The sequence below is a fragment of the Saccharopolyspora oryzae genome (genome assembly GCF_027853915.1).
GTDB lineage: Bacteria > Actinomycetota > Actinomycetes > Mycobacteriales > Pseudonocardiaceae > Saccharopolyspora > Saccharopolyspora oryzae.
Map to the genome: position 1 here is coordinate 1 of NZ_JAQGLA010000029.1, position 22,819 is coordinate 22,819.

Here is a 22,819-nt window from a genome sequence, read left to right on the forward strand (position 1 = left end):
TGTCGCGCGCGTCGTGCACGCCGCCTCCGACCCCAACCCGCTCGCCAGCGGTGGCGCGGAAACCCTGCGCGCGGCCGGAGTCGACGTCCTCAGCGGACTGCTGGCCGACGAGGTCGAAGCCGGGCCGCTGCGCGCCTGGCTGCACTTCGCCCGCACCGGACGACCGCACGTGACCTGGAAGTACGCGGCCACCCTCGACGGGCGTTCGGCAGCCGCGGACGGCACCAGCAAGTGGATCAGCTCCGCCGAGTCCCGCGCCGAGGTGCACCGGATCCGCGCCCGGATGGACGCGATCATCGCGGGCACCGGCACGGTCCGCGCCGACGACCCGCACCTGACCGCCCGCGCCCCCGACGGCGCGCTGCTGGACCGGCAGCCGCTGCGGGTCGTGATCGGCGACAGCGAGATCCCGCCGACGGCGAAGGTGCTCGACGACGCGGCCGAAACGATCCAGCTGCCCGGCGGCGATCCCCGGGCCGCGCTCGCCTCGTTGGCCCAGTGCGGAGTGGTCGACGTGCTGCTGGAAGGCGGACCGCGGCTGGCCGGGGCGTTCCTGCAGGCCGGCTGCGTGGACCGGGTGCTGGCCTACGTGGCCCCGGCGCTGCTCGGCGCCGGACCGGCGGCCCTCGGAGATGCCGGAGTGGGAAGCATCTCGCAGGCATGGCGGTTGCAGATCGAAGAGACGACGATGAGTGGCCCGGACGTCCGCATCAGCGCTGTTCCCCAGGAGCGCTGAGCAGGTCCGGCAGTGCGCAGGGAGGCAGCAGTGTTCACCGGGATCGTCGAGGAACTCGGCACCATCGAGGCGGTCCAACCGCTGGCCGACGGCTGTCGGCTCACCGTCCGAGGTCCCGTGGTGACCGCGGACGCCAAGCACGGCGACTCCATCGCGGTCAACGGCGTGTGCCTGACCGTGGTGACCGTCGAGGACGGGCTGTTCACGGTCGACGTGGTGTCCGAGACGCTTCGGCGTTCCTCGCTCAAGGGCATCGCCGCCGGTGACCGGGTCAACCTGGAGCGCGCCATGGCGCTCGGGGAGCGGCTCGGCGGGCACATCGTGCAGGGCCACGTAGACGGCACCGCGGTCCTGCGCGGCACCGCTGCCGACGGGCTCACCAGCTTCGACCTGCCGCCGCGGCTGTCCCGCTACCTGGTGGAGAAGGGCTCGATCACCGTCGACGGCGTCTCGCTGACCGTGGTCGAGGCGGGGGAGTCGACGTTCAGCGTCGCGCTCATCCCCACCACCAAGGAGCTGACCACGCTCGGCCTGCGGGCGCCGGGTGACGAAGTGAACATCGAGGTGGATGTGCTGGCCAAGCACCTCGAACGGCTCTCCGAGGCGCAGCTGGCCCACCAGGCCCGTGGTGCGCAGGTCCGTTCGGGGGACAATGGCGGCGTCAGGGAGGCGCAGTGATGAACCCCGAGGTTGGCGGCACGGTGAGCACGAACAAGTTCGACAGCATCGAACGCGCGTTGGCCGACATCGCGGCCGGACGTCCGGTCGTGGTGGTGGATGACGAGGACCGCGAGAACGAAGGCGATCTGATCTTCGCCGCGGAGAAGGCGACGCCCGAGCTCGTGGCGTTCATGGTCCGCTACACCTCCGGCTACATCTGCGTCGGCATGCCCGGCGAGGACTGCGACCGCCTCGACCTGCCGCCGATGTACTACTGGAACCAGGACCGCAAGGGCACCGCGTACACCGTCACCGTGGACGCCGCCGAAGGCGTGAGCACCGGCATCTCGGCCTCCGACCGCGCCAAGACGCTGCGGGTGCTGGCCGGCGAGGAGTCCACGGCCAAGGACCTCACCCGCCCCGGCCACGTGGTCCCGTTGCGCGCCCGCGACGGCGGCGTGCTGCGCCGCCCCGGCCACACCGAAGCCGCGGTCGACCTCTCCCGCCTGGCCGGTCTGCGGCCGGCCGGTGCGCTGTGCGAGATCGTCAGCCAGAAGTCCGAGGGCGACATGGCCCGCCGCGACGAGCTGGAGGTCTTCGCCGAGGAGCACGACCTGGCGCTGATCACCATCGCCGACCTGATCTCCTACCGGCGGCGCTTCGAGAAGCAGGTCGTGCGGGTCGCCGAGGCCCGGATCCCCACCGCGCACGGCACCTTCCGCACCTTCGGCTACGACAGCACCCTCGACGGCATCGAGCACCTGGCGCTGGTCTACGGCGAGATCGGCGACGGCGAGGACATCCTGGTGCGGGTGCACTCCGAGTGCCTGACCGGTGACGTCCTCGGTTCGCTGCGCTGCGACTGCGGCCCGCAGCTGGACGCGGCCATGGAGAAGGTCGCCGAAGCCGGCCGCGGCGTCGTGCTCTACATGCGCGGGCACGAGGGCCGGGGCATCGGGCTGATCCACAAGCTGCAGGCCTACCAGCTGCAGGACAACGGCGCCGACACCGTGGACGCCAACGTCGAGCTGGGCATGCCGGTGGACAGCCGCGACTACGGGCAGGGCGCGCAGATCCTGTGCGACCTGGGCGTGAAGTCGATGCGGCTGCTCACCAACAACCCGGCCAAGCGGGTCGGCCTGGAGGGCTACGGGCTGCGGATCGTGGACCGGGTGCCGCTGCCGATCCGCCCCAACCCGGAGAACATCCGCTACCTGCGGACCAAGCGCGACCGCATGGGCCACGTGCTGGACAATCTCGACGACGGCGAGGATGCCTCGATCAACGGCGAGACTGGAGTGACGGCATGAGTGGCGAGGGGCGGCCGCGGGTGAGCGTGCCGAAGGCCGGTGAGCTCCGGCTGGGCATCGCGGCCATCCGCTGGCACGAGCGGTTCGTGGAGCAGATGCTCACCCGCGCGCTGGCAGCGGCCGAGGAGGCGGGCATCGCCGAGCCGACGGTGGTGCGGGTGCCCGGTTCCGTGGAGCTGCCGGTGGTCTGCCAGCAGCTGGCGCACCAGCACGACGCGGTGGTGGCGCTCGGCGTGGTCGTCCGCGGCGGCACCCCGCACTTCGAGTACGTCTGCGACTCGGTCACCCAGGGCCTGACCCGGGTGGCGCTGGACGAGTCCACGGCCGTCGGCAACGGCGTGCTGACCTGCGACACCGTGGAGCAGGTCGAGGCGCGGGCCGGGTTCGAGGACTCGGTGGAGGACAAGGGCTTCGAGGCCACCGCGGCGGCTCTGGAGACCGCGCTGGTGCTGCGGGAGCTGCGGGGCTGGAACGGCGAGCGGGGGTTCCTGTGAGCTTGGAGGTCCGACCGCGCAAGGTGCGGCGGGTGGCGATCCCGATCGCGGTGGTGCTGGTCGTCGTGTTCGCGGTGGTCGGTGTGCTGCTGAGGGACAGCCCCACCGGGGCGATCTTCTCGGTGTCCGACCAGATCTCGATGGGCGTGCTGGGCCTGCTGCTGGCGGCCGGGGTGATGCTGCTGGCGCGGCCGAGGCTGCGCGCCGACGCCGAAGGGCTGGAGATCCGCAACATCATCGGCACCCACCGCTACTCGTGGCCGGTGGTGCAGGCGGTGACCTTCCCGGACGGTTCCTCGTGGGCCCGCCTGGAGCTCCCGGAGGACGAGTACGTGCCGATCATGGCCATCCAGGCCTCCGACGGCGAGCAGGCCATCAAGGCGATGCGCGACCTGCGCGAACTCCGGCGCCAGGCCCAGGACGCCTGACCCGGACCTGAACAGCGACGAGGCCCGCGACCGGATGTGGTCGCGGGCCTCGTTTCCGTTCGCGTCAATTCCCGGCAGCCGGTTCCTGGGTGGCCCGGAGGGCGGAGCGGAGCCGGTTCTGGGCGCCGAGCAGGTGCCCCCGGAGGTTGGTCACGGCTTCGTCCTCGCCGCCGGCGCGGGCCAGGCGGAGGAGTTCGGCGTGGGCCTCGGCGGCCGGGTGCAGGTCGATGTCCTGCGCGTTGGTCACGTCCAGCATCACGCCGAAGGTCGGTCGGTACTGCTCCCACACCGACCGCAGCCGCCGGTGCCCGGACAACTGGTAGAGCTGCGAGTGGAACTCCAGGTCGGCGCGGGCGAACGCGGGGGCGTCACGGCGCTGCGCAGCGGATTCCATGGCTCGCAGGCACTCCTCGGCCTGCGCCCAGTCGCCGGGCGCCGCCCGCCGCATGGCCAGCGACAGCGCCAGCTCCTCCAGCGATCCCCGCAGCGTGTAGAGCTCGTCGACGTCGTCCTCGGTGAGACCGATGACGAACACACCGCGCCGACGCGCTTCCAGCAGCCCCTCGGCCTCCAGCTGCCGGAAGGCGTCCCGGATCGGGCCGCGGCTGACGTCGAACTGCTCGGCCAGCACGTCCTCGATGAGCCGGGTGCCGCGCGCCAGCTCCCCACCGATGATGCGGACCCGCAGCTCCTGCGCGACCCGGTCGCCGAGCGACTGCTGCACCAGGGACGGGAAGCTCAAAACCACTCCTCAGCAAGTCGGAACCGCCCCGCCCGGTGATTCGCCGACGGGGCGGCTACCAGGTTAGCTTGCGCTCTCGCCGACCAGCGCCGCGATGATCGCCTCCGTCGCGGCGTCCGGTTCCGCGACGGCCATGCGGGAACCGCCGGCCGGCAGACCGCGCAATCGCTGGGCGCACTTGATCCGCCCGATGCTCGGTCCGAGCGCCGCCACGACGCGGTCGACGCGGTCCTGCACCGGTCCGGCCTCGGAGTTGCCGGTGCGCACGGCTTCCAGCAGGTCCAGGAACGCTTCGGGCAGCCCGGCCGCGCAGCCGGACACGACGCCCGCGCCCCCGGCGGCCAGCACGGCGGCCAGCTCCCGGTCGTTGCCGCTGTACACCTCGAAACCGTCCGGCCCGGCGTCGACGTGCTCGCGGACCTGCTGGGAGGCGGAGCCGCTGAGCTTCACGCCCGCGATCCCGTGCGCGCGGGCGAGCTCGGCGCACAGCTCGGGCGGGACGTCGATGCCGCTGCGCTCGGGGAACAGGTAGGCGTAGAGCTGGGCGTCGCCGGCGGCTTCCCGGATGCTGCCGAAGTAGGCGTGCAGCTCGTCCGGCGTCGCCGGCAGGTAGTACGGCGTGAGCGCGGCCAGCCGCCGCGCGCCCGCGCGCACCGAAGCACGCGTCAGCAGCGCCGCCGTTCGCGCGTCAGCTGCGCCGACGTGGTTGATGACGTTCTGCTCGCCGAGGAGTTCCAGTGCGATCTCCAGCAGGTGCAGCCGTTCGCCGGTGCTCAGCGCGGGGAACTCGCCGGTGGTGCCGCCGACGAGCAGCTGGCCGGTGGTGCTCCGCACGAAGCCGTAGAGCTCCCTGGTGGCCGCCAGATCGAGGTCACCGCTGGGGTGGAAGGGCGTGGTCACCGCCGTGATGACGGTGCGCTGGCCGCTCATGTCGGCTTCCTTTCGTCGGAGGTGCTCCCCGACATCGTAAACCGTTAACGAAGTTTCGTTAACGGTTGACGGGAATTGGTCCGGGGTGTCACTGTCCCGTGCGGCGCCGCGAGTTCACCGGCGCCTCGGTCCCGGAGAGGAGCGCAGCCCGGCATGGGCGAGCACATCGTCAGCTTCTACGACTTGAACAACATCACCGAGGCGGAGCTTCGCGAGAACCTGCCCCCGCACGACGACCTGCGGATCACCGAGATCGGGCCGGACGCCGACCTCGCAGCGCACCGCGCCGAGCTGGCCACCGCGACGATCGTGCTGGCCCCGCTGGAGAAGGAACGGCGCATCGACGCGGCGCTGCTGGACGCGATGCCGAACTGCCGGCTGGTGCAGGCCGTCGCGGTCGGCTTCGACGGTGTCGACCACCTCGCCGCCGCCGAGCGCGGCATCCCGGTGGCGAACCTGCCCGGCTTCAACGCCGATGCGGTCGCCGACTGGACCGTCGGCGCGATGCTGCACCTGCTGCGCCACTACTCGCGAGGCCACCGCAAGGTCGAGCGCGGCGGCTGGGGCCCGGAAGGACTGCGCGGGCGGGATCTCTCCGCGCTCACCGTGGGAATCCTGGGTTTCGGCAACATCGGGCGCGCCGTCGCCCGCCGCCTGGACGGCTTCGGCGCAGCCGTCGTGGTGCACGACCCGGTGCCGTCAGAACCCGGCCGCGAATACCTCGAACTGGGCGAAGTCGTGGCGCGGTCGGACGTCCTGAGCCTGCACCTGCCGCTCAACGACGCGACGCGGAACCTGCTCGACGACGACCTGCTCGCCACCCTCCCCGACGGCGCCTACGTGATCAACGCCGGCCGCGGCGGGGTGATCGACGAGTTCGCGCTGGTCCGCGCCCTGGACGCCGGGCGCCTCGCCGGCGCCGCGCTGGACGTCTTCGCCGAAGAGCCGCTGCCGACCGGCTCCCCGCTGCGCGGCCGCGACGACGTGCTGCTCAACCCGCACACGGCCGGCGTGACCTGGGAGGCCTACCACAACCTGCGCAACCGGCTGTTCGAGAAGCTCGCCGCGGTGCTCGCCGGTCGGCCGCCGGTGGACGTCGTCAACGGCGTCCGCCCGCGCTGAACCCCACCCCGCCGCGGCCCGCGGCGGTTCCACCTCAGGAGGACTGATGGTCACCTCGCCCCGGTCAACGCCGACCGGAACCGGGTCCGCGCGCGGCGGGACCGGCAAGGTCCGGTACGCGATCCTCGCGGTGCTGTTCACCGGCATCGCGATCAACTACGTCGACCGCGCGACGATCAGCGTCGCCATGCCGTTCATGAGCGACGAGCTGGGGTTGTCCGACGCCGTCGGCGGTGTCGTCCTCTCAGCGTTCTTCTGGACCTACGCGGCCGGGCAGATGCCCGGCGGGTTCCTCGCCGACCGGCTGGGACCCCGCAAGATGCTGCTGATCGCCAGCCTGCTCTGGGGACTGTCCACGATGGCCATGGGCCTGGCCTGGGGCGTGGCGTCGCTGATCGTGCTGCGGTTGGTGCTGGGCATCGGCGAGTCGCCCGCGTTCCCGGCGAGCGCGCAGGTGGTGTCGCGCTGGTTCCCGCGCTCCGAGCGCAGCTTCGCGTCGGCGACGTTCAACAACGGAAACCCGGTGGGCGCAACGCTTTCGGTGCCGCTGGTGGCGCTGGCGATCGCCACCCTCGGCTGGCGGTGGGCGTTCGTGCTGGCCGGGGCGCTCGGCGTGGTGTGGGCGCTGGTGTGGTGGAAGTTCTACCGCGAACCGCGCGAGCACCCGAGGATCGGCGCTGCCGAACTGGCGCACATCGAGCACGACCAGGAGGCGGAGGTCCCGCCGGGCGAGGTGGTCAGCTGGGGCCAGCTGTTCCGGTTCCGCGCGGTGTGGGCGATGATGATCGGCTTCTTCTGCGTCAACTTCGTCGCCTACTTCTTCATCACCTGGTTCCCGACCTTCCTGGTCAAGACCTACGGCCTGAGCCTGCTGAAGTTCGGCTTCTACGGGATGATCCCCGGCATCGCGTCGATGATCGGCGGTTGGTGCGGCGGACTGCTCTCCGACCACCTCGTCCGGCGCGGCGTGTCGCTGACGGTGGCCCGCAAGATCCCGCTGGTCGGCGGACTGCTGGGCACCTCGGTGATCGCCCTGGCGGTGATCTCGCCGTCGATGGGCGTGGCGCTGACCGCGCTGTCCGCCTCCTACTTCTGCAGCACGTTCGCCGCGGCGAGCGTCTGGGCGCTCCCGGCGGACTTCGCCCCGACCCCCGGCCACGTCGGCTCGCTGGGCGGCATCCAGAACACCGCGGCGAACATCGCCGGGATCGTGTCGCCGATCCTGATCGGCGTGATCACCGGGTTGACCAGCTCGTTCGCCCTGCCGCTGCTGATCGCCGGGGGAGTGGCGCTGACCGGTGCCGCGGTCTACGCCTTCCTGCTGCCCCCGGTGCGGCGGTTGCGCCTGGGCTAGCCCTGCGGGTGCCGTGGGCCCACGGCACCCGCAGCCGAGGCGCTGGTCAGCGGGCGTCCACGAGGTCGCAGACGAAGACCAGGGTCTCGTTGGGGGCGATGACGCCGCCCGCGCCGCGCTCGCCGTAGGCCATGTGCGGCGGGATGACGAGCTGGCGGCGGCCGCCCACCCGCATGCCCTGCAGGCCCTGGTCCCAGCCCTCGATGACCTGACCGGCCCCGAGCTGGATCCGCAGCGGCTCGCCGCGGTTCCAGCTGGCGTCGAACTCCTTGCCGGTGCTGTGCGAGACGCCCACGTAGTGGACGGCGACCGCGGTGCCCGCGGTGGCCTCCTTGCCGTCGCCGACGGTGATGTCCTTGATCACCAGTTCGGCCGGCGGCTCACCGGTGGGCTTGGCGATCTTCGGCTTCTCGATGTTCACGGGCGTTCTCCCTCGATTCGCGGTTGCGTCGCTGCTGGGGAATTCTCCCGGACGATCCGATGTGGAGCGCAGGCGCCTGCCGGTGCGGGATCGGTGCTGCTATCTGTTCGCGAGCTGCGGTGACGGTCAGCCGGCCCAGGCCAGGGCCAGGGCGGGGACGGCCTGGTCGAGGAGCTCCGGGGGCAGGGCGAAGCTGAGCCGCAGGTGGTCGCGGTGGCGGCGGTCGGCGGAGAACATCGAGCCCGGGGCCACCGCGACCCCGTTCTCGCGGGCCAGTTCGGCGAAGGCGTCCGCGTCGGTGCCGGGCAGGCGCACCCACAGCGACAAGCCGCCTGCGGGGCGGGTCCAGGTCCACTCCGGGAGCGCCTGGCGCAGGGCGGTGGCCAGGTGGTCGCGGCGGCGGGCCAGTTCGCCGCGCCAGGTCGCGAAGTCGTTGTGCCGCAGCAGTTCTGCGGCCAGCCGCTGGCTGACCGTGCTGGTCGCCAGGTCGCCGGTCTGCTTCAGCTCGGTGAGCTGGGCGCGCAGCGGTTCCGGGGCGACCAGCCAGCCCACCCGCAGCCCGCCCCACAACGCCTTCGACAGCGAGTGGACCTCGATCGTGCCGTGCGGGTGGGTGTCGGCGAACCGGCCGGGCGGCGCGCCTTCGTGCACCACCTCGGCCAGCGTGTGGTCGGCGACGACCGGCAGGTCGGCGGCCCGCGCGATCTCGGCCAGCTCCCGCACGCGCTCGGCGTCGGAGACCGCGCCGGTGGGGTTGCGGACGGCTTGCACGTAGGCGAAAGCGGGCCGGTGCCTGGTCAGCGCCTCGCCCAGCGCTTCGGGGAGCATGCCGCGCTGATCGGTGGGCACCGCGACCGGCCGCGCTCCGCAGCTGGAGATGGCGGCCAGCGCGCCGGGGTAGGTGGGTTCCTCGACCAGCACCGCTTCGCCGGGGCGGGCCAGGCAGCGGGTGCTCAGGTCGATGCCCTGCTGCCCGCCGCTGGTGATCAGCACGTCGCCGAGCAGTTCCAGCAGGCCCGGCTCGCCGAGCCGGTCGTAGCCGTGCCTGCTCGGGGTGTGCAGGAGCGCGGCGGGATCCAGTTTGGGCAGCTGCAGGTGCGCGGGGTCGGGCACGACAGATGTGGACAGATCGGCGAACACCGCGCCGGGGCTCAGCAAGCGGTCCATCGCCGAGGCGGCACCGGATGCGGCGAGGTAGGTGCCGCTGCCGTGCTTGCGCTCGCAGATCCCGTCCTCGAAGAGCGCGTTGAACGCGGCGGCGACCGCGCCGCGGCTGCACTCCAGCACGCGGGCCAGGTCGCGCTCGGAGGGCAGGCGGGTGCCGGGGCTGAGCGCGCCGGTGCGCGCGAGGTCGGTGAGCGCAGCGGCGAGCCGGCGGCTCAGCGGTCCGTTCCCGTGGCGGAGCCGGTCGCGGATCAGCGCGGCGAACTGGTCCACATCGGGGGAAGGCATGCGCGCCATTCTGCCGCAGGGAGGCTGTACTTCTAGTGGTCGAGCGATCCACTTGCTAACGTGTCACTTGATCGTGAAGTGGCTTGTTCCACATCGCGAGATCGGCCACTTTGGTGGGAGGAGCAGCGATGGCGCTGACCGAGGCGGACCACATCTGGATGGACGGCGAGCTCGTTCCGTGGCAGGACGCCCGGATCCACGTGCTCAGCCACGGACTGCACTACGGCACCGGCGTGTTCGAAGGAGTCCGCGCGTACTCCACATCGGATGGACCGGCGCTGTTCCGGCTCGACGAGCACCTGGACCGGCTGTTCCGCAGCGCCAAGATGCTGCGCATGGCCCTGCCGTACGACAAGGCGGAACTGCGCGCGGCGACGGTGGAACTGGTGCGCGCCAACGGTCACCGCTCCTGCTACGTGCGCCAGCTCGCCCACCTCGGCTACGGCGCGATGGGCGTCGACCCAACCGGTGCTGAGGTGCAGATGTCGATCAGCAGCTGGGAGTGGGGCGCCTACCTCGGCGACGCCGCCGAGCAGGGCGTCCGGCTGATGACGAGTTCCTGGCGCCGCAACGATCCGACCGTGGTGCCGACCGCGGCCAAGGCCACCGGTCCTTATCTGAACTCCGCCCTGGCCAAGCTCGAAGCACGCGAGGCCGGCTTCGACGAAGCAGTGCTGCTGAGCGCCGACGGGTACGTGAGCGAGTGCTCCGGCGAGAACGTCTTCGTCCGGCGCGGCGACGTGCTTTACACCCCGCCGTCCAGTGCCGGTGCGCTGGAAGGCATCACGCAGGACACGGTCGGGACGTTGGCCGCGGACCTGGGAATCACCGTGCGGCGCGAGAACCTTCTGCGGTCCGACCTCTACGCCGCCGACGAGATGTTCCTGTGCGGCACCGCGGCCGAGGTGACGCCAGTGCAGTCGGTCGACAACCGGGAGATCGGCGCGCCCGGCCCGGTGACCAGCAAGATCCGCGACGCGTTCAATGCCGCTGTGACCGGTGCGGACGAGCGCTACCGCCACTGGCTGACGTTCGTCGACGAGCGCGGCTGGTAACCTCCGCCGCATGGGCTCCGCGCAGTGATCTCCACCCGCCGAACCGGCGGGTTCTCCGCGCACGACAAGGCGAAACCCGCCGGTCGTGCTGGTTTTTCACGCGTTGGAGGAGCTTTTCGTGCTGGAAGATGCCGAATTTCAGGTCCAGGTCGCCGATCGGCTCGCCGGGCTGCCGGGTGTGCGTGCGGTGAGCCTCGGCGGATCTCGCGCCCAGGGGACGCACCGCGACGACAGCGACTGGGACTTCGCGATCTACTACCGCGGCCGGTTCGAGCCGCAGGACCTGCGAGACGTCGGCTGGGCGGGCGAGGTGTCCGAGCTCGGCGCCTGGGGCGGTGGTGTGTTCAACGGCGGTGCCTGGCTGCGGATCGACGATCGACCGGTGGACGTCCACTACCGCGACCTCGACGTCGTCGAGCACGTGCTCGACGAGGCCCGCGCCGGGCGGTTCGAGTGGCAGCCGCTGATGTTCCACCTGGCGGGCATCCCGAGCTACCTGGTGCTGGCCGAGCTGGCGATCAACCGGGTGCTGCACGGCGAACTGCCGCGCCCGGAGTACCCGCAGGCGTTGCGGGAAGCCGCGCCGGCGGTCTGGTGGCAGCAAGCCTCGCTCGTCCTGACCTACGCACGTGCGAACCACGCGCCCCACGGCCGTCTGGCCGAGACGGCCGGAGCGATCGCCCAAGCGGCCTGCCAATCGGCGCACGCGGTCCTGGCGGCGCGAGGGGAGTGGGTGACCAACGAGAAGCGCCTGCTCGCCAAGGCGGGCCTGCGCGCGGTGGACGAGGTGATCGCAGGCCTGTCGCCGGACTCGTTGGTCGCGGCGGTCGACGAGGCGCGCGCGTTGTGCGGAATCGGTGGCCGGGAGCGCCTGGCCTGAAACGGGCTTCGGCGCTGTGAGCAGGGACTGGAGCCCCGATCGCAATGTGAATCTCTTTCGGGTGAGAGATCGGCTAGAGTCACCGTCGTCACGGCTCCCCCCTCCGTGGCAATGAGGCGCCCGGCCGGAACCCCCAGCGGGCCGGGCGCCCGTCGGAAAAGGCGTCCCCGTGCCCGGTTGACGGGCGCGGGGGCGCTTTCGTCCGGGCGTCACCGGCTCTTGACCGCAGTTGCGTAACAGTGTTTTATAACGATGTTACGTGATCTGAGGGGGCTGCATGTCGGAGTTGTCGTTGAGCGCGGCGAGCCAGTACGTCGCGGGAGCCACGCTGTTGACCATCGTCACGATCGAGTTCGGCGGTTGGTTCCTGACCAAGGTCGTCCGGGGGCAGGTGCCGATGACCGAGTTCCAGCGCAACTTCGCCCGCGCCGGGCACGCGCACGCCGGGGTGCTCGTCACGCTCGGGCTGGTCTGCCTGGTGCTCGCCGACGCCACCGCGCTGACCGGTGCGCTCGGGTGGCTGGCCCGGCTCGGGGTGCCTGCTGCGGCGGCGCTGATGTCGGCCGGGTTCTTCCTGTCCTCGCTGGGGCGGGACGTGCACCGGCCGAACCGGCTGATCGCGCTGGTCTGGCTCGGCGCGCTGTCGCTGGCCGGTGGTGTGGTGACGCTGGGCGTCGGGCTGCTGGTGGCCTGAGGTCGTGAGTGCGTAACAGTGTTCGAACACTGTTACGCACTCACGACCGGATCAGCGGGGGCGGACCGCCGGGGCGGAGAGCGCGACCAGCAGGGCCAGGGCGGCTGGGACCGCGAGGCCGATGCTCAGGTCGGTCCAGCTGGAGATCATGCCGATCACCACCGGTCCGGCCAGCAGACCGCCGTAGCCGAGGGTGCTGACCTGCGCCAGGTCCCGGCCGCTGCGGCTGGGGTCGCGGTTGCCCGCCGCGTTGAAGACCTGCGGGATGATGCACGACAGCCCGATGCCGAACAGCGCGAAGCCGATGATCGCCGCCACCGGGTGGTGCAGCAGCAGCCCGATCCCCAGGCCGGTTCCGGCGATCGCGCCGCAGCAGCGGACCAGCGCCACCGGGCCGAGGCGGGCGACCAGGAAATCGCCCAGGAAGCGGAAGACGGCCATCATCGCGGAGAACACCGCGTAACCGATCGCGGCGACCGCCGGGGTCGTCTCCAGCACGTCGTGCAGGTACAGCGGCGACCAGTCGGCCATCGACCCCTCGCCGACCGAGCAGAAGAACGCCAGGACGCCGAGGAACACGATGCCCGGCGAAATCCCGCGCCGCTGCGGCGAAGTGCTGCTCTGCACGGGGATTTCGCGGGGGAGGAGCTCGCGCCGGGCCAGCAGCGACACCGCGGCGAGCGCTGCGGCGACGAGCGCGAAGTGCGTGCCGACCCCGATCGAGGCGTGCGCGGCCAGCGCTCCGACGCCGGCGCCGAGCAGTCCGCCGACGCTGAACATCGCGTGGAAGGTGCTCACGATCGGCTGCCCGTAGCTGCGCTGCACCTGCATCGCGTGGGTGTTCATGGCGACGTCGACGGTGCCGTGCCCGGCGCCGAACGCCAGCAGGCCGATCAGCAGGACCGGCAGGTCGGTGGCGAAACCCGGCAGCAGCAGGCTCGCCGACATCACCAGCCCGGCCGGACCCAGCACCCGCGCGCTGCCGAACCGGTCGACGAGGTGCCCGACCGCCTGCATCGCCAGCACCGAACCGGCCGCGACCGCGAACAGCGCCAGCGTCACCTGCCAGTCGTCCAGCCCGAGGTCCTGCTTGATCGCCGGGATCCGCGCGGTCCAGGTGCCCAGCGCCGCGCCGGTGATCGTGAAGTACGCCGTGACGGCCCACCGCGCCCGCTGCGGGACCACGATCGCCTCAGACAACGCGGACCTCCACTCCGGCCGCCGCCAGTTCAGCGCGTGCTTCCTCCGGCGCGGAGGAGTCGGTGACGACCACGTCGAGATCGGTGACCGGGCAGACCAGTCCTAGACCGGTGCGGGCGAACTTCGCCCCGTGGCAGACCGCGACGACGCGCTGCGCGGCCTCCACCGCGGCCTGCTTCACCGGCACCTCCTCCAGGTCGTGCGCGGTCAGGCCGTGCTTGGCGGACAGCCCGCACACGCCGAGGACCGTGGTGTCCACCCGCAGCGCGCGCAGCGAGGCCTCCGCGAGGTGGCCGGTGAACGACAGCTCGCCCGGCTTCGCGCGCCCGCCCGGCAGCAGCAGGTCGACCTGCGGGACGTTGCTCAGCGCGTTCGCCGCGTGCATGTCCAGCGGGATCGCGGTCAGGCGGCGGTGCGCGAGCCGCTTGGCGACCTCCAGCGTCGTGGTGCCGGAGTCGAGGATCACCGATTCGCAGTCGGTGATCAGCTCGTCGACCGCGGCGGCCAACCGCTGCTTGGTCGCCAGCTCGTCGCGCTCGCGCAGCGGGAACGGCGCCGAGTGGCCGCGCAGGAAGCTCACCGCGCCGCCGCGCACCCGGCGCAGGACGCCCTGCTCGGCGAGCTGGTCGAGGTCGCGGCGGATGGTCATCTCCGAGCAGCCGGTCGCCTCGGCCAGCTCGGCGACCGTGACGCGCTCGGCCAGCCGCAGCCGTTCGACGATGGTCGATGTGCGTTCCGAACTTTCCACGGTTTCGATCGAACATCAGACATGTGCGAAATGCAAGACAACGAACAGAGCATGTGATCGAGCCCGCTGGGGTGGGTGGCGGTGAATGGGGGACAATGGACGTCGACGCTGCGACGCGCAGGTCGTCGACGCCGTAGGAGGAAGATCGTGAGCGTGGCCCAGGAGCGCAACCTTCGATTGGTGCGAGACGTCCCGGCCGAAGCCGGCGTTCGGCTCGGCGACATCAGACTGCGCAACCGCCTGGTGACCTCGTCCAGCCTGCTCGGCTACGGCGTGGCCAACGCCAAGGTGATGGCCTACGGCATGAGCCCGATCTCGCACTTCGTCCCGCTGGAGCGGTTCGGCGCGATCACCACCCGCACGGTCACCGTCGAACCCCGCGAAGGGCACTTCACCACCAAGGACGACTGGGCGCTCAACGAGCTGCCCGCGCTGCTCAAGCGCTACGGGCAGGCGCTGCGGCAGGTCGACGGCGGCTGGCTCAACGCCTTCGGCTGGTGCAACGTCGGCATCGACGCCTACCTGCGCGACTACTACCCGCGCACCCGCGAGCAGAACACCATCATCTCCGTCGGCGGGTTCTCCGCCGAGGAGTTCGTGACCCTGGTGGACAAGGTCAACGCCGCGGTGCCTGCCGGCGACATCGCCGCGGTCGAGTTCAACGTCTCCTGCCACAACGTCAACTTCGACTTCGACCAGATCATCGAGTCGGTGCTGGCCGAGGCGGTGCCGCGCAGCAACCACCCGGTGATCCTGAAGCTCTCGCCGGACTACGGCTACACCGCCCACGCCAAGCTGGCGGCCAAGCACGGCGTGTCCGCGCTGACCGCGATCAACACCGTCAAGGGCCTGCGGCTGGACCCGAACACCGGGCAGCCGCTGCTGAAGAACGGCTTCGGCGGCCTGTCCGGGCGCGCGATCAAGCCGATCGGCCTGCGGGTGGTCAAGGAGCTGCGCGACTCGGGCGTGACCCTGCCGATCATCGCCACCGGCGGCATCCGCAGCTTCGACGACTGCCGCGAGTACTTCTGGGCGGGCGCCGACGCGGTGAGCCTTGGCAGCGCCAGCTGGTTCGCCAGCTACCCGGGCTACGCGCTCTCGCCGTTCTACGGGGCTCGCATCCGGAACGTGCTGCGCCGCATCGAGAACTACCAGCCGCCGACCCGCTGAGGACCAGGTGAACGACGCCCCCGGCCGGGGGCGTCTTCGCGTTCCACAGCACTGGTTCGGATGAACGCGGGCGGACCTTTCCCCGTGGTAAGAAGTGATCAGGGGCACACATCACTTCTGGGGAGGAAGCCTTGGCTGGTTACGGCGATCACGGCAGCAGTCTGCGGGACCTGCCCCGGTTGCGGGCGACGCGGCGCGGCCGGGTGTCGAGCTGGGACCGCACCGGGGGCAACACCGACAACGTCCGCGTCGAGCCGGGGCAGACCCGCGAGCTGGCCGACATCCGCGGCCCCGGCGTGATCACGCACATCTGGTGCACGGTGGCGCTGGACCACGTGGGCAAGCCCGCCGAGCTGGAGGGCGACTACCTGCGGCGGCTCGTCCTCAAGATCACCTGGGACGACCAGTCGCAGCCGTCCGTGCTGGTGCCGCTGGGGGACTTCTTCGGCATGGGCCACGGGCGCAGCGCCAACTTCGTGTCCGCGCCGCTGCAGATGAGCCCGCAGGACGGCAAGGGCTTCAACTGCTGGTTCGCGATGCCCTTCGCCGGGCGCGCCCGCATCGAGCTGATCAGCGAGCTCAGCGTCAAACCGGTGACGTTCTACTACTACGTCGACTACGAGACCTACACCGAGGCCGACCCGGAACTGGGCTACTTCCACGCGCAGTGGCGGCGGCAGAACCCGACCGACGGCGTCGAGCAGGGCGACCAGACCAACGAGGAGTTCCTCTTCGGCGGCACCAACATCGGCGGCGAGGGCAACTACAAGATCCTGGAGGCCCAGGGGCGCGGGCACTACGTCGGCACCGTGCTCAACGTGCACAACCTCCGCCACACCACCGACTGGAACTGGTACGGCGAGGGCGACGACATGTTCTTCATCGACGGCGAACCGTGGCCGCCGCGCCTGCACGGCACCGGCACCGAGGACTACTTCAACACCGCGTGGTGCCCGGCCCAGACCTACCACGCGCCCTACCACGGCCTGACCATGCCGGGCGGGGAGAACTGGAGCGGCCAGGTCTCCTACTACCGGTTCCACGTCGAAGATCCGGTGGTGTTCGACGAGTCCATCGTGGTCAGCATCGAGCACGGCCACGCCAACAAGCGCTCCGACGACGTCTCCTCGGTCGCCTACTGGTACCAAACCGTCCCCGCGCTCCCGATCACCCTCGCCCCGGTCGAAGAGCGCATCCCGCGCCCGCTGTAGCCCGGCGGGGTCAGACGGCGCAGCGGAGGGGGCCTCCGTTGTAGGTGACCGCGTCGGTGAAGGCTGCGGCCAGGTCCAGGTCGGTGCCGTCGGCTTCGGCGTAGGCGCGGTGGAGGTTGAGGACGATCCGCTCGGGGTCCGGCCAGGTCGCGAACTCGCCGAGGTTGCAGCGCTTCGCCGCTTCCAGCGGGGTCAGGCCGTCGGTGCGGGCTTGGCGGGCCGTGTCGAGGACGAACCTGTAGTAGCGGGCGTGGTTCTCGAGGATGCGGGGGAGCGACAGACCGGGGAAGACCGGGCCGTGGCCCGGGACCACGGTCCTCGCGCGGAACCCGGCCAGCCAGTCGAGGGATTTCAGCGCGCCTTCCAGGGATCCCATGAACACCAGCGGGGTCACGCCGTGGAAGATCAGGTCGCCGGTGAACAGGATCTCGGCGTCCGGGACCCAGGCCACGACGTCGCCGCGGGTGTGCGCGGGATGGCCGGGGTGGTGCAGCTCGACCCGGCGGCCGCCCGCGTGCAGGGTGAGCGATTCCTCCAGCGTCACCGTCGGAGCGCGGTGCTCGACGATGCCCCACTGCGGCGTCGGGCTCCAGACCGGAGGCGGGTTCTGGAGCATCGTGTCGTCGAGGATGCCGTCGCGGGTCGCCGGGTGTCCGATGAGGACGGTGGACTCCGGGAGCAGGGCGTTGCCGTGCGTGTGATCGCCGTGCAGGTGGGTGTTCACCGCGAACCGGATCGGCAGGTCCCCACCGGCAGCCTGCACGGCGTCGAGGAAGCGCTGCGTGCGTTGCGCCGTCGCGCAGGTGTCGATCAGCACTGCTGCGTCGTCGCCGAACACCGCACCGGCGTTGTTGATCCACCAGCTGCCGTCCGGCTGGACCCAGGCGTGCACTCCGGGGGCGACCTCGGACAGCGCCGCGCGATCGGGATCGGTTCTCACGGCTGACCTCCCAGCTGCTGCGGGAGGCGCGCGGCCTCCCGGGCCGATCATCGTCGTGGATCACCAGTGTGCCTCGCCGCGCGACCGGGTGGAGCGCCGCGCACCGAGATCCGCGCGGTCGGACCTCGCACGTAGGGTGGTGGTGTGGCCGATCCGTCCACCTACCGACCCGCACCCGGCACGATCCCGGACGCCCCCGGCGTCTACCGGTTCCACGACGCCGGTGGCCGCGTGATCTACGTCGGCAAGGCGAAGAGCCTGCGCAGCAGGCTGTCGTCGTACTTCGCCGACCTGGCCGGGCTGCACCCGCGCACCCGCCAGATGGTCACCACCGCCACCGGGGTGAAGTGGACCGTCGTCGGCACCGAGGTCGAGGCGCTGCAGCTGGAGTACTCCTGGATCAAGGAGTACGACCCGAGGTTCAACGTCCGCTACCGCGACGACAAGTCCTACCCGGTGCTGGCGGTGACGCTGCACGAGGAGTACCCGAGGCTGTTCGTCTACCGCGGCCCGCGGCGCAAGGGCGTGCGCTACTTCGGTCCCTACGCGCACGCGTGGGCCATCCGCGAGACGCTCGACCTGCTGCTGCGCGTCTTCCCGGCGCGCACCTGCTCCGCCGGGGTGTTCAAGCGGCACTCCCAGATCGGCCGCCCCTGCTTGCTCGGCTACATCGGCAAGTGCTCGGCGCCCTGCGTGGGCCGGGTCGACGCCGATGAGCACCGCGGCATCGTCGAGGACTTCTGCGACTTCCTGGCCGGCCACACCGACCAGCTGATGCGCAAGCTCGACAAGGAGATGCAGGCCGCCTCCGCCGAGCTGGAGTTCGAGCGCGCCGCCCGGCTGCGCGACGACCTGGAGGCGCTGCGGCGTGCGATGGAGAAGCAGGCGGTGGTGCTCGGCGACGGCACCGACGCCGACGTGGTCGCCTTCGCCGAGGACGAGCTGGCCGCCGCCGTGCAGGTCTTCCACATCCGCGGCGGCCGGGTGCGGGGTCAGCGGGGCTGGGTGATCGACAAGGTCGAGGAGATGGACACCGAGGCCCTGACCTCGCAGTTCCTCACCCAGTTCTACGGCGAGCAGGCTTCGCTGGCCGATCAGGCCGACGCCGGTGGCAGCCCGGTGCCGCGCGAGGTGCTGGTGCCGCAGCTGCCCGAGGACGCCGAGACGATCGCCGGCTGGCTCGGCGAGCTGCGCGGCAGCCGGGTGAGCCTGCGGGTGCCGCAGCGCGGCGACAAGCGGGCGCTGATGGAAACCGTCGAGCGCAATGCCAAGGAGGCCTTCCAGCAGTACAAGCTCCGCCGCGCCGGTGACCTGACCGCGCGCTCCGCAGCGCTGCAGGAGCTCCAGGAGACGCTGGCGCTGGACACCGCGCCGCTGCGGATCGAGTGCATCGACGTCAGCCACGTGCAGGGCAGCGACGTGGTCGCCTCGCTGGTGGTGTTCGAGGACGGCGTGCCGCGCAAGTCCGAGTACCGCCGCTTCGAGGTCCGCGAAGGCGCCGAGGGCGGCGACGTGGGCTCCATCGACGAGGTGGTGCGCCGCCGCTTCCACCGCTACCTCAGCGAGACCGGCAAGGCCGAGAAACCCGAGGAGCCGCAGGTCGGGGCGGGCGTCGACCCGGAGACCGGCCGTCCGCGCAAGTTCGCCTACCCGCCGAACCTGCTGGTCATCGACGGTGGCGCCCCGCAGGCCAACGCCGCCGCCGACGCGCTCACCGAGATGGGCATCACCGACGTCGCGGTGATCGGCCTGGCCAAGCGGCTGGAGGAGGTCTGGCTGCCCGCCGACCCGGACCCGGTCATCCTGCCGCGCACCAGCGAAGCGCTCTACCTGCTGCAACGGGTCCGCGACGAGGCGCACCGCTTCGCCATCAGCTACCACCGCAAGAAGCGCGGCAAGCGCATGACAAGCTCCACATTGGACGCGATTCCGGGACTCGGCGAAACGCGCCGCACGGCGCTGCTCAAGCACTTCGGTTCGGTGCGCAAGCTGCGCCAGGCCGGGGTGGACGAGATCGCCGAAGTCCCCGGGATCGGCCGCCGCACCGCCGAGACCGTGCATTCGGCGCTGGCGGCGGACGGGGGAGCCGGGCCCGGCCCGGCGACGGAGAACGCTGAAGGGGAGTGCAGTGACTGAGGAGTCGGGCATCGAGGTCGCCGTGGTCAGCGGCCTGTCCGGGGCGGGCCGCAGCACCGCGGCCAAGTGCCTGGAGGACTTGGGCTGGTTCGTGGTGGACAACCTGCCGCCCGAGCTGATCGCCACCATGGTGGAGCTGGGGGCGCGCTCCAGCGGCGCGGTCACCCGCGTCGCGGTGGTGATGGACGTGCGCAGCCGCGCCTTCACCGAAGACCTGGGCGCGGTGATCAAGGACCTGGACGCCCGCGGCTACAAGCCGAAGGTGGTGTTCCTGGAGGCCACCGACGAGGTGCTGATCCGCCGCTTCGAGGGGGTGCGGCGCAGCCACCCGCTGCAGGGCGAGGGACGACTGGCCGACGGCATCGCCGCCGAGCGCTCGCTGCTGTCCCGGCTGCGCTCCGAGGCCGACCTGGTGCTGGACACCTCGAACCTGTCGGTGCACCAGCTGCGGTCCAAGATCGAGGACGCCTTCGGCACCGAGGCCAGCACCCGCACCCGGGTCACCGTGCTGTCCTTCGGCTACAAGTACGGCCTGCCGATGGACGCCGACCTGGTGATGGACTGCCGCTTCCTGCCCAACCCGTTCTGGATCCCGGAGCTGCGCGAGTTCAACGGCCTCGACGACGAGGTCCGCAACTACGTGCTCGGCCAGGAGGGCGCCGAGGAGTTCCTGCAGAGCTACCAGCAGCTGCTGCGCCTGGTCGGTGCCGGCTACCACCGCGAGGGCAAGCGGTACTTGACGCTGGCGCTGGGCTGCACCGGCGGCAAGCACCGCAGCGTCGCGCTGACCGAGGAACTGGCCCGCCGCCTGGCCGAGGACGACGGGATGATGGTCAAGACGGTGCACCGGGACCTGGGGCGCGAGTGAGCGGGGAGCTGCGCGCGGTCGCCCTCGGCGGCGGGCACGGGCTGCAGGCGACGCTGTCGGCGCTGCGGCAGATCACCACGGACGTCACGGCCGTGGTGACGGTGGCCGACGACGGGGGCTCGTCCGGTCGGCTGCGCCGCGAGCTCGGCATGCTGCCGCCCGGTGACCTGCGCAAGGCGCTGGCCGCGCTGTCCGACGGCGACCCCGACGGGAAGCTGTGGTCGACGGTGTTCGAGCACCGCTTCGGCGGCAGCGGCGCGCTGGCCGGGCACGCGGTGGGCAACCTCGTGCTGGCCGGGCTGCTGGAGGTGCTCGACGACCCGGTGCAGGTGCTCGACCACGCCTGCCGGCTGCTCGGCGTGCAGGGCCGCGTGCTGCCGATGTCCACCGAGCCGCTGGACATGTCCGCCGACGTCGTCGGGCTGGACGCCGACCCGGACGCGGTGCGGACCATCCGCGGCCAGGTCGCCATCGCCAGTACGCCCGGTCGGGTGAAACAGGTCAGCCTGCAGGCGAACGGCGGGACCCGCCCGGCAGCCTGTCCGGAAGCGGTCGAAGCGGTGCTGTCGGCGGACTTGGTGCTGCTCGGACCGGGTTCGTGGTTCACCAGCGTGCTGCCCCACCTGCTGGTCCCGGAGCTGCACGAAGCCCTGGTGCGCACGTCGGCGCGCCGGTTCGTGGTGCTAAACCTGGTGCCGCAGCCCGGTGAGACGGCGGGTTTCTCACCCGAGCAGCACCTGGACGTACTCTCGCAGCACGCGCCGCGGCTGCGGGTCGACGCAGTGCTGGCCGACGCGAACTCGGTCCCCACGCCGGACCGGCTGCGCGCAGCGGCGACCGAACTGGGTGCGCGGACTCTGCTGGACGAGATCGCCGCACCCGCCGTACCGGGACGGCACGACCCGGAGGCGCTCGCGGCGTGTTTGCGTGCCGCACTGGAGAGGAGGACGGACCGGTGGCGATGACCGCGGCGGTCAAGGACGAGTTGAGCCGGTTGTCGGTGACGAAGACGTGCTGCCGACGAGCTGAGGTTTCCTCGTTGCTGCGCTTCGCCGGTGGCCTGCACATCGTTGCCGGCCGGGTGGTGGTCGAGGCCGAGCTGGACAGCGGTTCCACGGCGCGCAGGCTGCGCAAGGAGATCCACGAGCTGTTCGGGCACCACTCCGACGTGCACGTGATCACCTCCGGCGGGCTGCGCAAGGGCACCCGCTACGTGGTGCGCGTGGTGCGCGACGGCGAGGGGCTGGCCCGCCAGACCGGCCTGCTGGACCCGCGCGGACGTCCGGTGCGGGGCCTGCCCGCGCACGTCGTCTCGGGCGGTGCCTGCGATTCGGAAGCGGCCTGGCGCGGCGCGTTCCTGGCGCACGGGTCGCTGACCGAACCGGGGCGCTCCTCGTCGATGGAGGTCACCTGCCCCGGCCCGGAGGCGGCGTTGGCGCTGGTCGGCGCGGCGCGGCGGATCGGCGTGGCGGCCAAGTCCCGCGAGGTGCGCGGCGCGGACCGGGTGGTGGTCCGCGACGGCGACGCGATCGGCGCGCTGCTGACCCGGCTCGGTGCGCACTCCAGCGTGCTGTCCTGGGAGGAGCGGCGGATGCGCCGCGAGGTCCGGGCCACCGCGAACCGGCTGGCCAACTTCGACGACGCGAACCTGCGCCGCTCGGCCCGCGCGGCGGTCGCGGCGGCGGCCCGGGTGGAGCGGGCGCTGGAGCTGCTCGGCCCGACGGCGCCGGACCACCTGCTGGTCGCGGGCCGGCTGCGGCTGGCGCACCGGCAGGCCTCGCTGGAGGAGCTCGGTCAGCTGGCCGACCCGCCGATGACCAAGGACGCGGTGGCCGGCCGGATCCGGCGGCTGCTGGCGATGGCCGACAAGCGCGCCCGCGAACTGGGCCTTCCGGACACCGAATCCGCGGTCACCGCGGAGATGCTCGAAGCCGACGCCTGATCCGGCCGTCGACCGCGGATTCGGCGAGAACTGCGATCGGCTCGCGGGAAATCCACAGTTCCAATTGGAACTGTGGATTTCCCGGGGTCGGCCAGAACCGGTGCAGAGATTCCGATCACGGCGAGCCGGTCCGAAAAGGTGCCGATGACCAGCGGTGATGCGGGTTTTCCCAGATCCGCGCGCGCCAGCTGGCGGGTATTGCCGATTCGCGGCGTGAGCCGCCTCGCCCGCCCGCGTGCGGTGGCCCCGATGGCAGATAGGGTGAAGTCGAGACCATCAACCTCACCCGCCGCGTCGTCGGCCGGGTCAGTCACGAGGAGAGATCG

At 71.5% G+C, this 22,819-nt stretch carries 23 protein-coding genes; 16 read left to right on the forward strand and 7 right to left on the reverse strand.

The features are described from left to right. The 5 genes from ribD to OU415_RS18660 form a co-directional block, all read left to right on the forward strand. Positions 1-736: bifunctional diaminohydroxyphosphoribosylaminopyrimidine deaminase/5-amino-6-(5-phosphoribosylamino)uracil reductase RibD (gene ribD / locus OU415_RS18640; RefSeq protein ID WP_270950147.1), on the forward strand; the 736-nt coding region annotated here is incomplete at its 5' end. Positions 737-766: 30 nt separating this feature from the next. Continuing rightward, positions 767-1,414, forward strand: coding sequence for a riboflavin synthase (locus tag OU415_RS18645; RefSeq protein WP_270950148.1), 648 nt, complete (start codon positions 767-769; stop codon positions 1,412-1,414). Next, entirely contained in the window at positions 1,414-2,706 is a 1,293-nt protein-coding gene (locus OU415_RS18650) for a bifunctional 3,4-dihydroxy-2-butanone-4-phosphate synthase/GTP cyclohydrolase II (protein WP_270950149.1), read from the forward strand. The genes OU415_RS18645 and OU415_RS18650 overlap by 1 nt, the downstream gene beginning before the upstream one ends. Next, complete coding sequence (gene ribH / locus OU415_RS18655) at positions 2,703-3,200, forward strand: 6,7-dimethyl-8-ribityllumazine synthase (RefSeq protein WP_270950150.1); 498 nt, start codon at positions 2,703-2,705, stop codon at positions 3,198-3,200. Before OU415_RS18650 ends, ribH begins: the two co-directional genes overlap by 4 nt. A 32-nt stretch (positions 3,201-3,232) precedes the next feature. Continuing rightward, the gene (locus OU415_RS18660) at positions 3,233-3,628 is read left to right on the forward strand and encodes a PH domain-containing protein (RefSeq protein ID WP_270950151.1); all 396 of its coding nucleotides are present in this window, start codon (positions 3,233-3,235) and stop codon (positions 3,626-3,628) included. A 64-nt stretch (positions 3,629-3,692) separates the two neighbouring features. Here the strand turns inward: OU415_RS18660 and OU415_RS18665 are convergent, their stop codons facing one another. Both OU415_RS18665 and OU415_RS18670 read right to left on the reverse strand, forming a co-directional pair. Beyond that, positions 3,693-4,370 carry a GntR family transcriptional regulator gene (locus tag OU415_RS18665; RefSeq protein ID WP_270950152.1) on the reverse strand — a complete coding sequence of 226 codons (678 nt, stop codon included), beginning with the start codon at positions 4,368-4,370 and terminating at the stop codon, positions 3,693-3,695. 63 nt (positions 4,371-4,433) lie between these two features. Beyond that, positions 4,434-5,300, reverse strand: a complete 867-nt coding sequence (locus OU415_RS18670) for a dihydrodipicolinate synthase family protein (RefSeq protein ID WP_270950153.1) — start codon at positions 5,298-5,300, stop codon at positions 4,434-4,436. A 153-nt stretch (positions 5,301-5,453) separates the two neighbouring features. Here OU415_RS18670 and OU415_RS18675 point away from each other — a divergent pair, with 153 nt between their 5' ends. Next, the gene (locus tag OU415_RS18675; RefSeq protein ID WP_270950154.1) at positions 5,454-6,422 is read left to right on the forward strand and encodes a 2-hydroxyacid dehydrogenase; all 969 of its coding nucleotides are present in this window, start codon (positions 5,454-5,456) and stop codon (positions 6,420-6,422) included. Positions 6,423-6,468: 46 nt separating this feature from the next. Further along, a complete protein-coding gene (locus tag OU415_RS18680; RefSeq protein WP_270950155.1) occupies positions 6,469-7,776 on the forward strand; it encodes an MFS transporter in 1,308 nt (435 codons plus the stop codon). Between the two features lie 46 nt (positions 7,777-7,822). Here the strand turns inward: OU415_RS18680 and OU415_RS18685 are convergent, their stop codons facing one another. Then, positions 7,823-8,197 carry an FKBP-type peptidyl-prolyl cis-trans isomerase gene (locus OU415_RS18685; protein WP_270950156.1) on the reverse strand — a complete coding sequence of 125 codons (375 nt, stop codon included), beginning with the start codon at positions 8,195-8,197 and terminating at the stop codon, positions 7,823-7,825. 126 nt (positions 8,198-8,323) lie between these two features. Next, entirely contained in the window at positions 8,324-9,649 is a 1,326-nt protein-coding gene (locus OU415_RS18690; protein WP_270950157.1) for an aminotransferase-like domain-containing protein, read from the reverse strand. 128 nt (positions 9,650-9,777) lie between these two features. On the opposite strand from OU415_RS18690, the gene OU415_RS18695 reads away from it, so the two are divergent. The 3 genes from OU415_RS18695 to OU415_RS18705 all read left to right on the forward strand — a co-directional run bounded on the left by OU415_RS18695 (position 9,778) and on the right by OU415_RS18705 (position 12,278). After that, complete coding sequence (locus tag OU415_RS18695) at positions 9,778-10,704, forward strand: branched-chain amino acid transaminase (RefSeq protein WP_270950158.1); 927 nt, start codon at positions 9,778-9,780, stop codon at positions 10,702-10,704. A 121-nt stretch (positions 10,705-10,825) separates the two neighbouring features. Beyond that, positions 10,826-11,584 (forward strand): nucleotidyltransferase family protein, encoded by a 759-nt coding sequence (locus OU415_RS18700; protein WP_408641868.1) that lies wholly within the window; start codon positions 10,826-10,828, stop codon positions 11,582-11,584. Between the two features lie 277 nt (positions 11,585-11,861). Then, positions 11,862-12,278 carry a hypothetical protein gene (locus OU415_RS18705; protein WP_270950160.1) on the forward strand — a complete coding sequence of 139 codons (417 nt, stop codon included), beginning with the start codon at positions 11,862-11,864 and terminating at the stop codon, positions 12,276-12,278. Positions 12,279-12,329: 51 nt separating this feature from the next. Here the strand turns inward: OU415_RS18705 and OU415_RS18710 are convergent, their stop codons facing one another. Continuing rightward, positions 12,330-13,478, reverse strand: a complete 1,149-nt coding sequence (locus OU415_RS18710; RefSeq protein WP_270950161.1) for an MFS transporter — start codon at positions 13,476-13,478, stop codon at positions 12,330-12,332. Continuing rightward, positions 13,471-14,226, reverse strand: a complete 756-nt coding sequence (locus tag OU415_RS18715; RefSeq protein WP_270950162.1) for a DeoR/GlpR family DNA-binding transcription regulator — start codon at positions 14,224-14,226, stop codon at positions 13,471-13,473. Before OU415_RS18715 ends, OU415_RS18710 begins: the two co-directional genes overlap by 8 nt. 147 nt (positions 14,227-14,373) lie before the next feature. On the opposite strand from OU415_RS18715, the gene OU415_RS18720 reads away from it, so the two are divergent. Together OU415_RS18720 and OU415_RS18725 are read left to right on the forward strand one after the other, a co-directional pair. Further along, on the forward strand, positions 14,374-15,396 hold the full coding sequence (locus OU415_RS18720; RefSeq protein WP_270950163.1) for a beta/alpha barrel domain-containing protein: 1,023 nt from the start codon (positions 14,374-14,376) through the stop codon (positions 15,394-15,396). A 131-nt stretch (positions 15,397-15,527) separates the two neighbouring features. Then, positions 15,528-16,607, forward strand: a complete 1,080-nt coding sequence (locus OU415_RS18725; protein ID WP_270950164.1) for a glycoside hydrolase family 172 protein — start codon at positions 15,528-15,530, stop codon at positions 16,605-16,607. 10 nt (positions 16,608-16,617) lie between these two features. Here OU415_RS18725 and OU415_RS18730 read toward each other — a convergent pair whose 3' ends face one another. Next, a complete protein-coding gene (locus OU415_RS18730) occupies positions 16,618-17,547 on the reverse strand; it encodes an MBL fold metallo-hydrolase (RefSeq protein ID WP_270950165.1) in 930 nt (309 codons plus the stop codon). A 144-nt stretch (positions 17,548-17,691) separates the two neighbouring features. Between OU415_RS18730 and uvrC the strand changes: the two genes are divergently transcribed. The 4 genes from uvrC to whiA are packed head-to-tail and all read left to right on the forward strand — an operon-like array spanning position 17,692 to position 22,493. Then, positions 17,692-19,683, forward strand: a complete 1,992-nt coding sequence (gene uvrC / locus OU415_RS18735; RefSeq protein WP_270950166.1) for an excinuclease ABC subunit UvrC — start codon at positions 17,692-17,694, stop codon at positions 19,681-19,683. Next, a complete protein-coding gene (gene rapZ / locus OU415_RS18740; RefSeq protein WP_270950167.1) occupies positions 19,676-20,551 on the forward strand; it encodes an RNase adapter RapZ in 876 nt (291 codons plus the stop codon). Before uvrC ends, rapZ begins: the two co-directional genes overlap by 8 nt. Continuing rightward, complete coding sequence (locus OU415_RS18745) at positions 20,548-21,516, forward strand: gluconeogenesis factor YvcK family protein (protein ID WP_270950168.1); 969 nt, start codon at positions 20,548-20,550, stop codon at positions 21,514-21,516. The genes rapZ and OU415_RS18745 overlap by 4 nt, the downstream gene beginning before the upstream one ends. Continuing rightward, positions 21,507-22,493, forward strand: coding sequence for a DNA-binding protein WhiA (whiA, locus tag OU415_RS18750; RefSeq protein WP_270950169.1), 987 nt, complete (start codon positions 21,507-21,509; stop codon positions 22,491-22,493). Before OU415_RS18745 ends, whiA begins: the two co-directional genes overlap by 10 nt. The last annotated feature ends 326 nt before the right edge of the window (positions 22,494-22,819 follow it).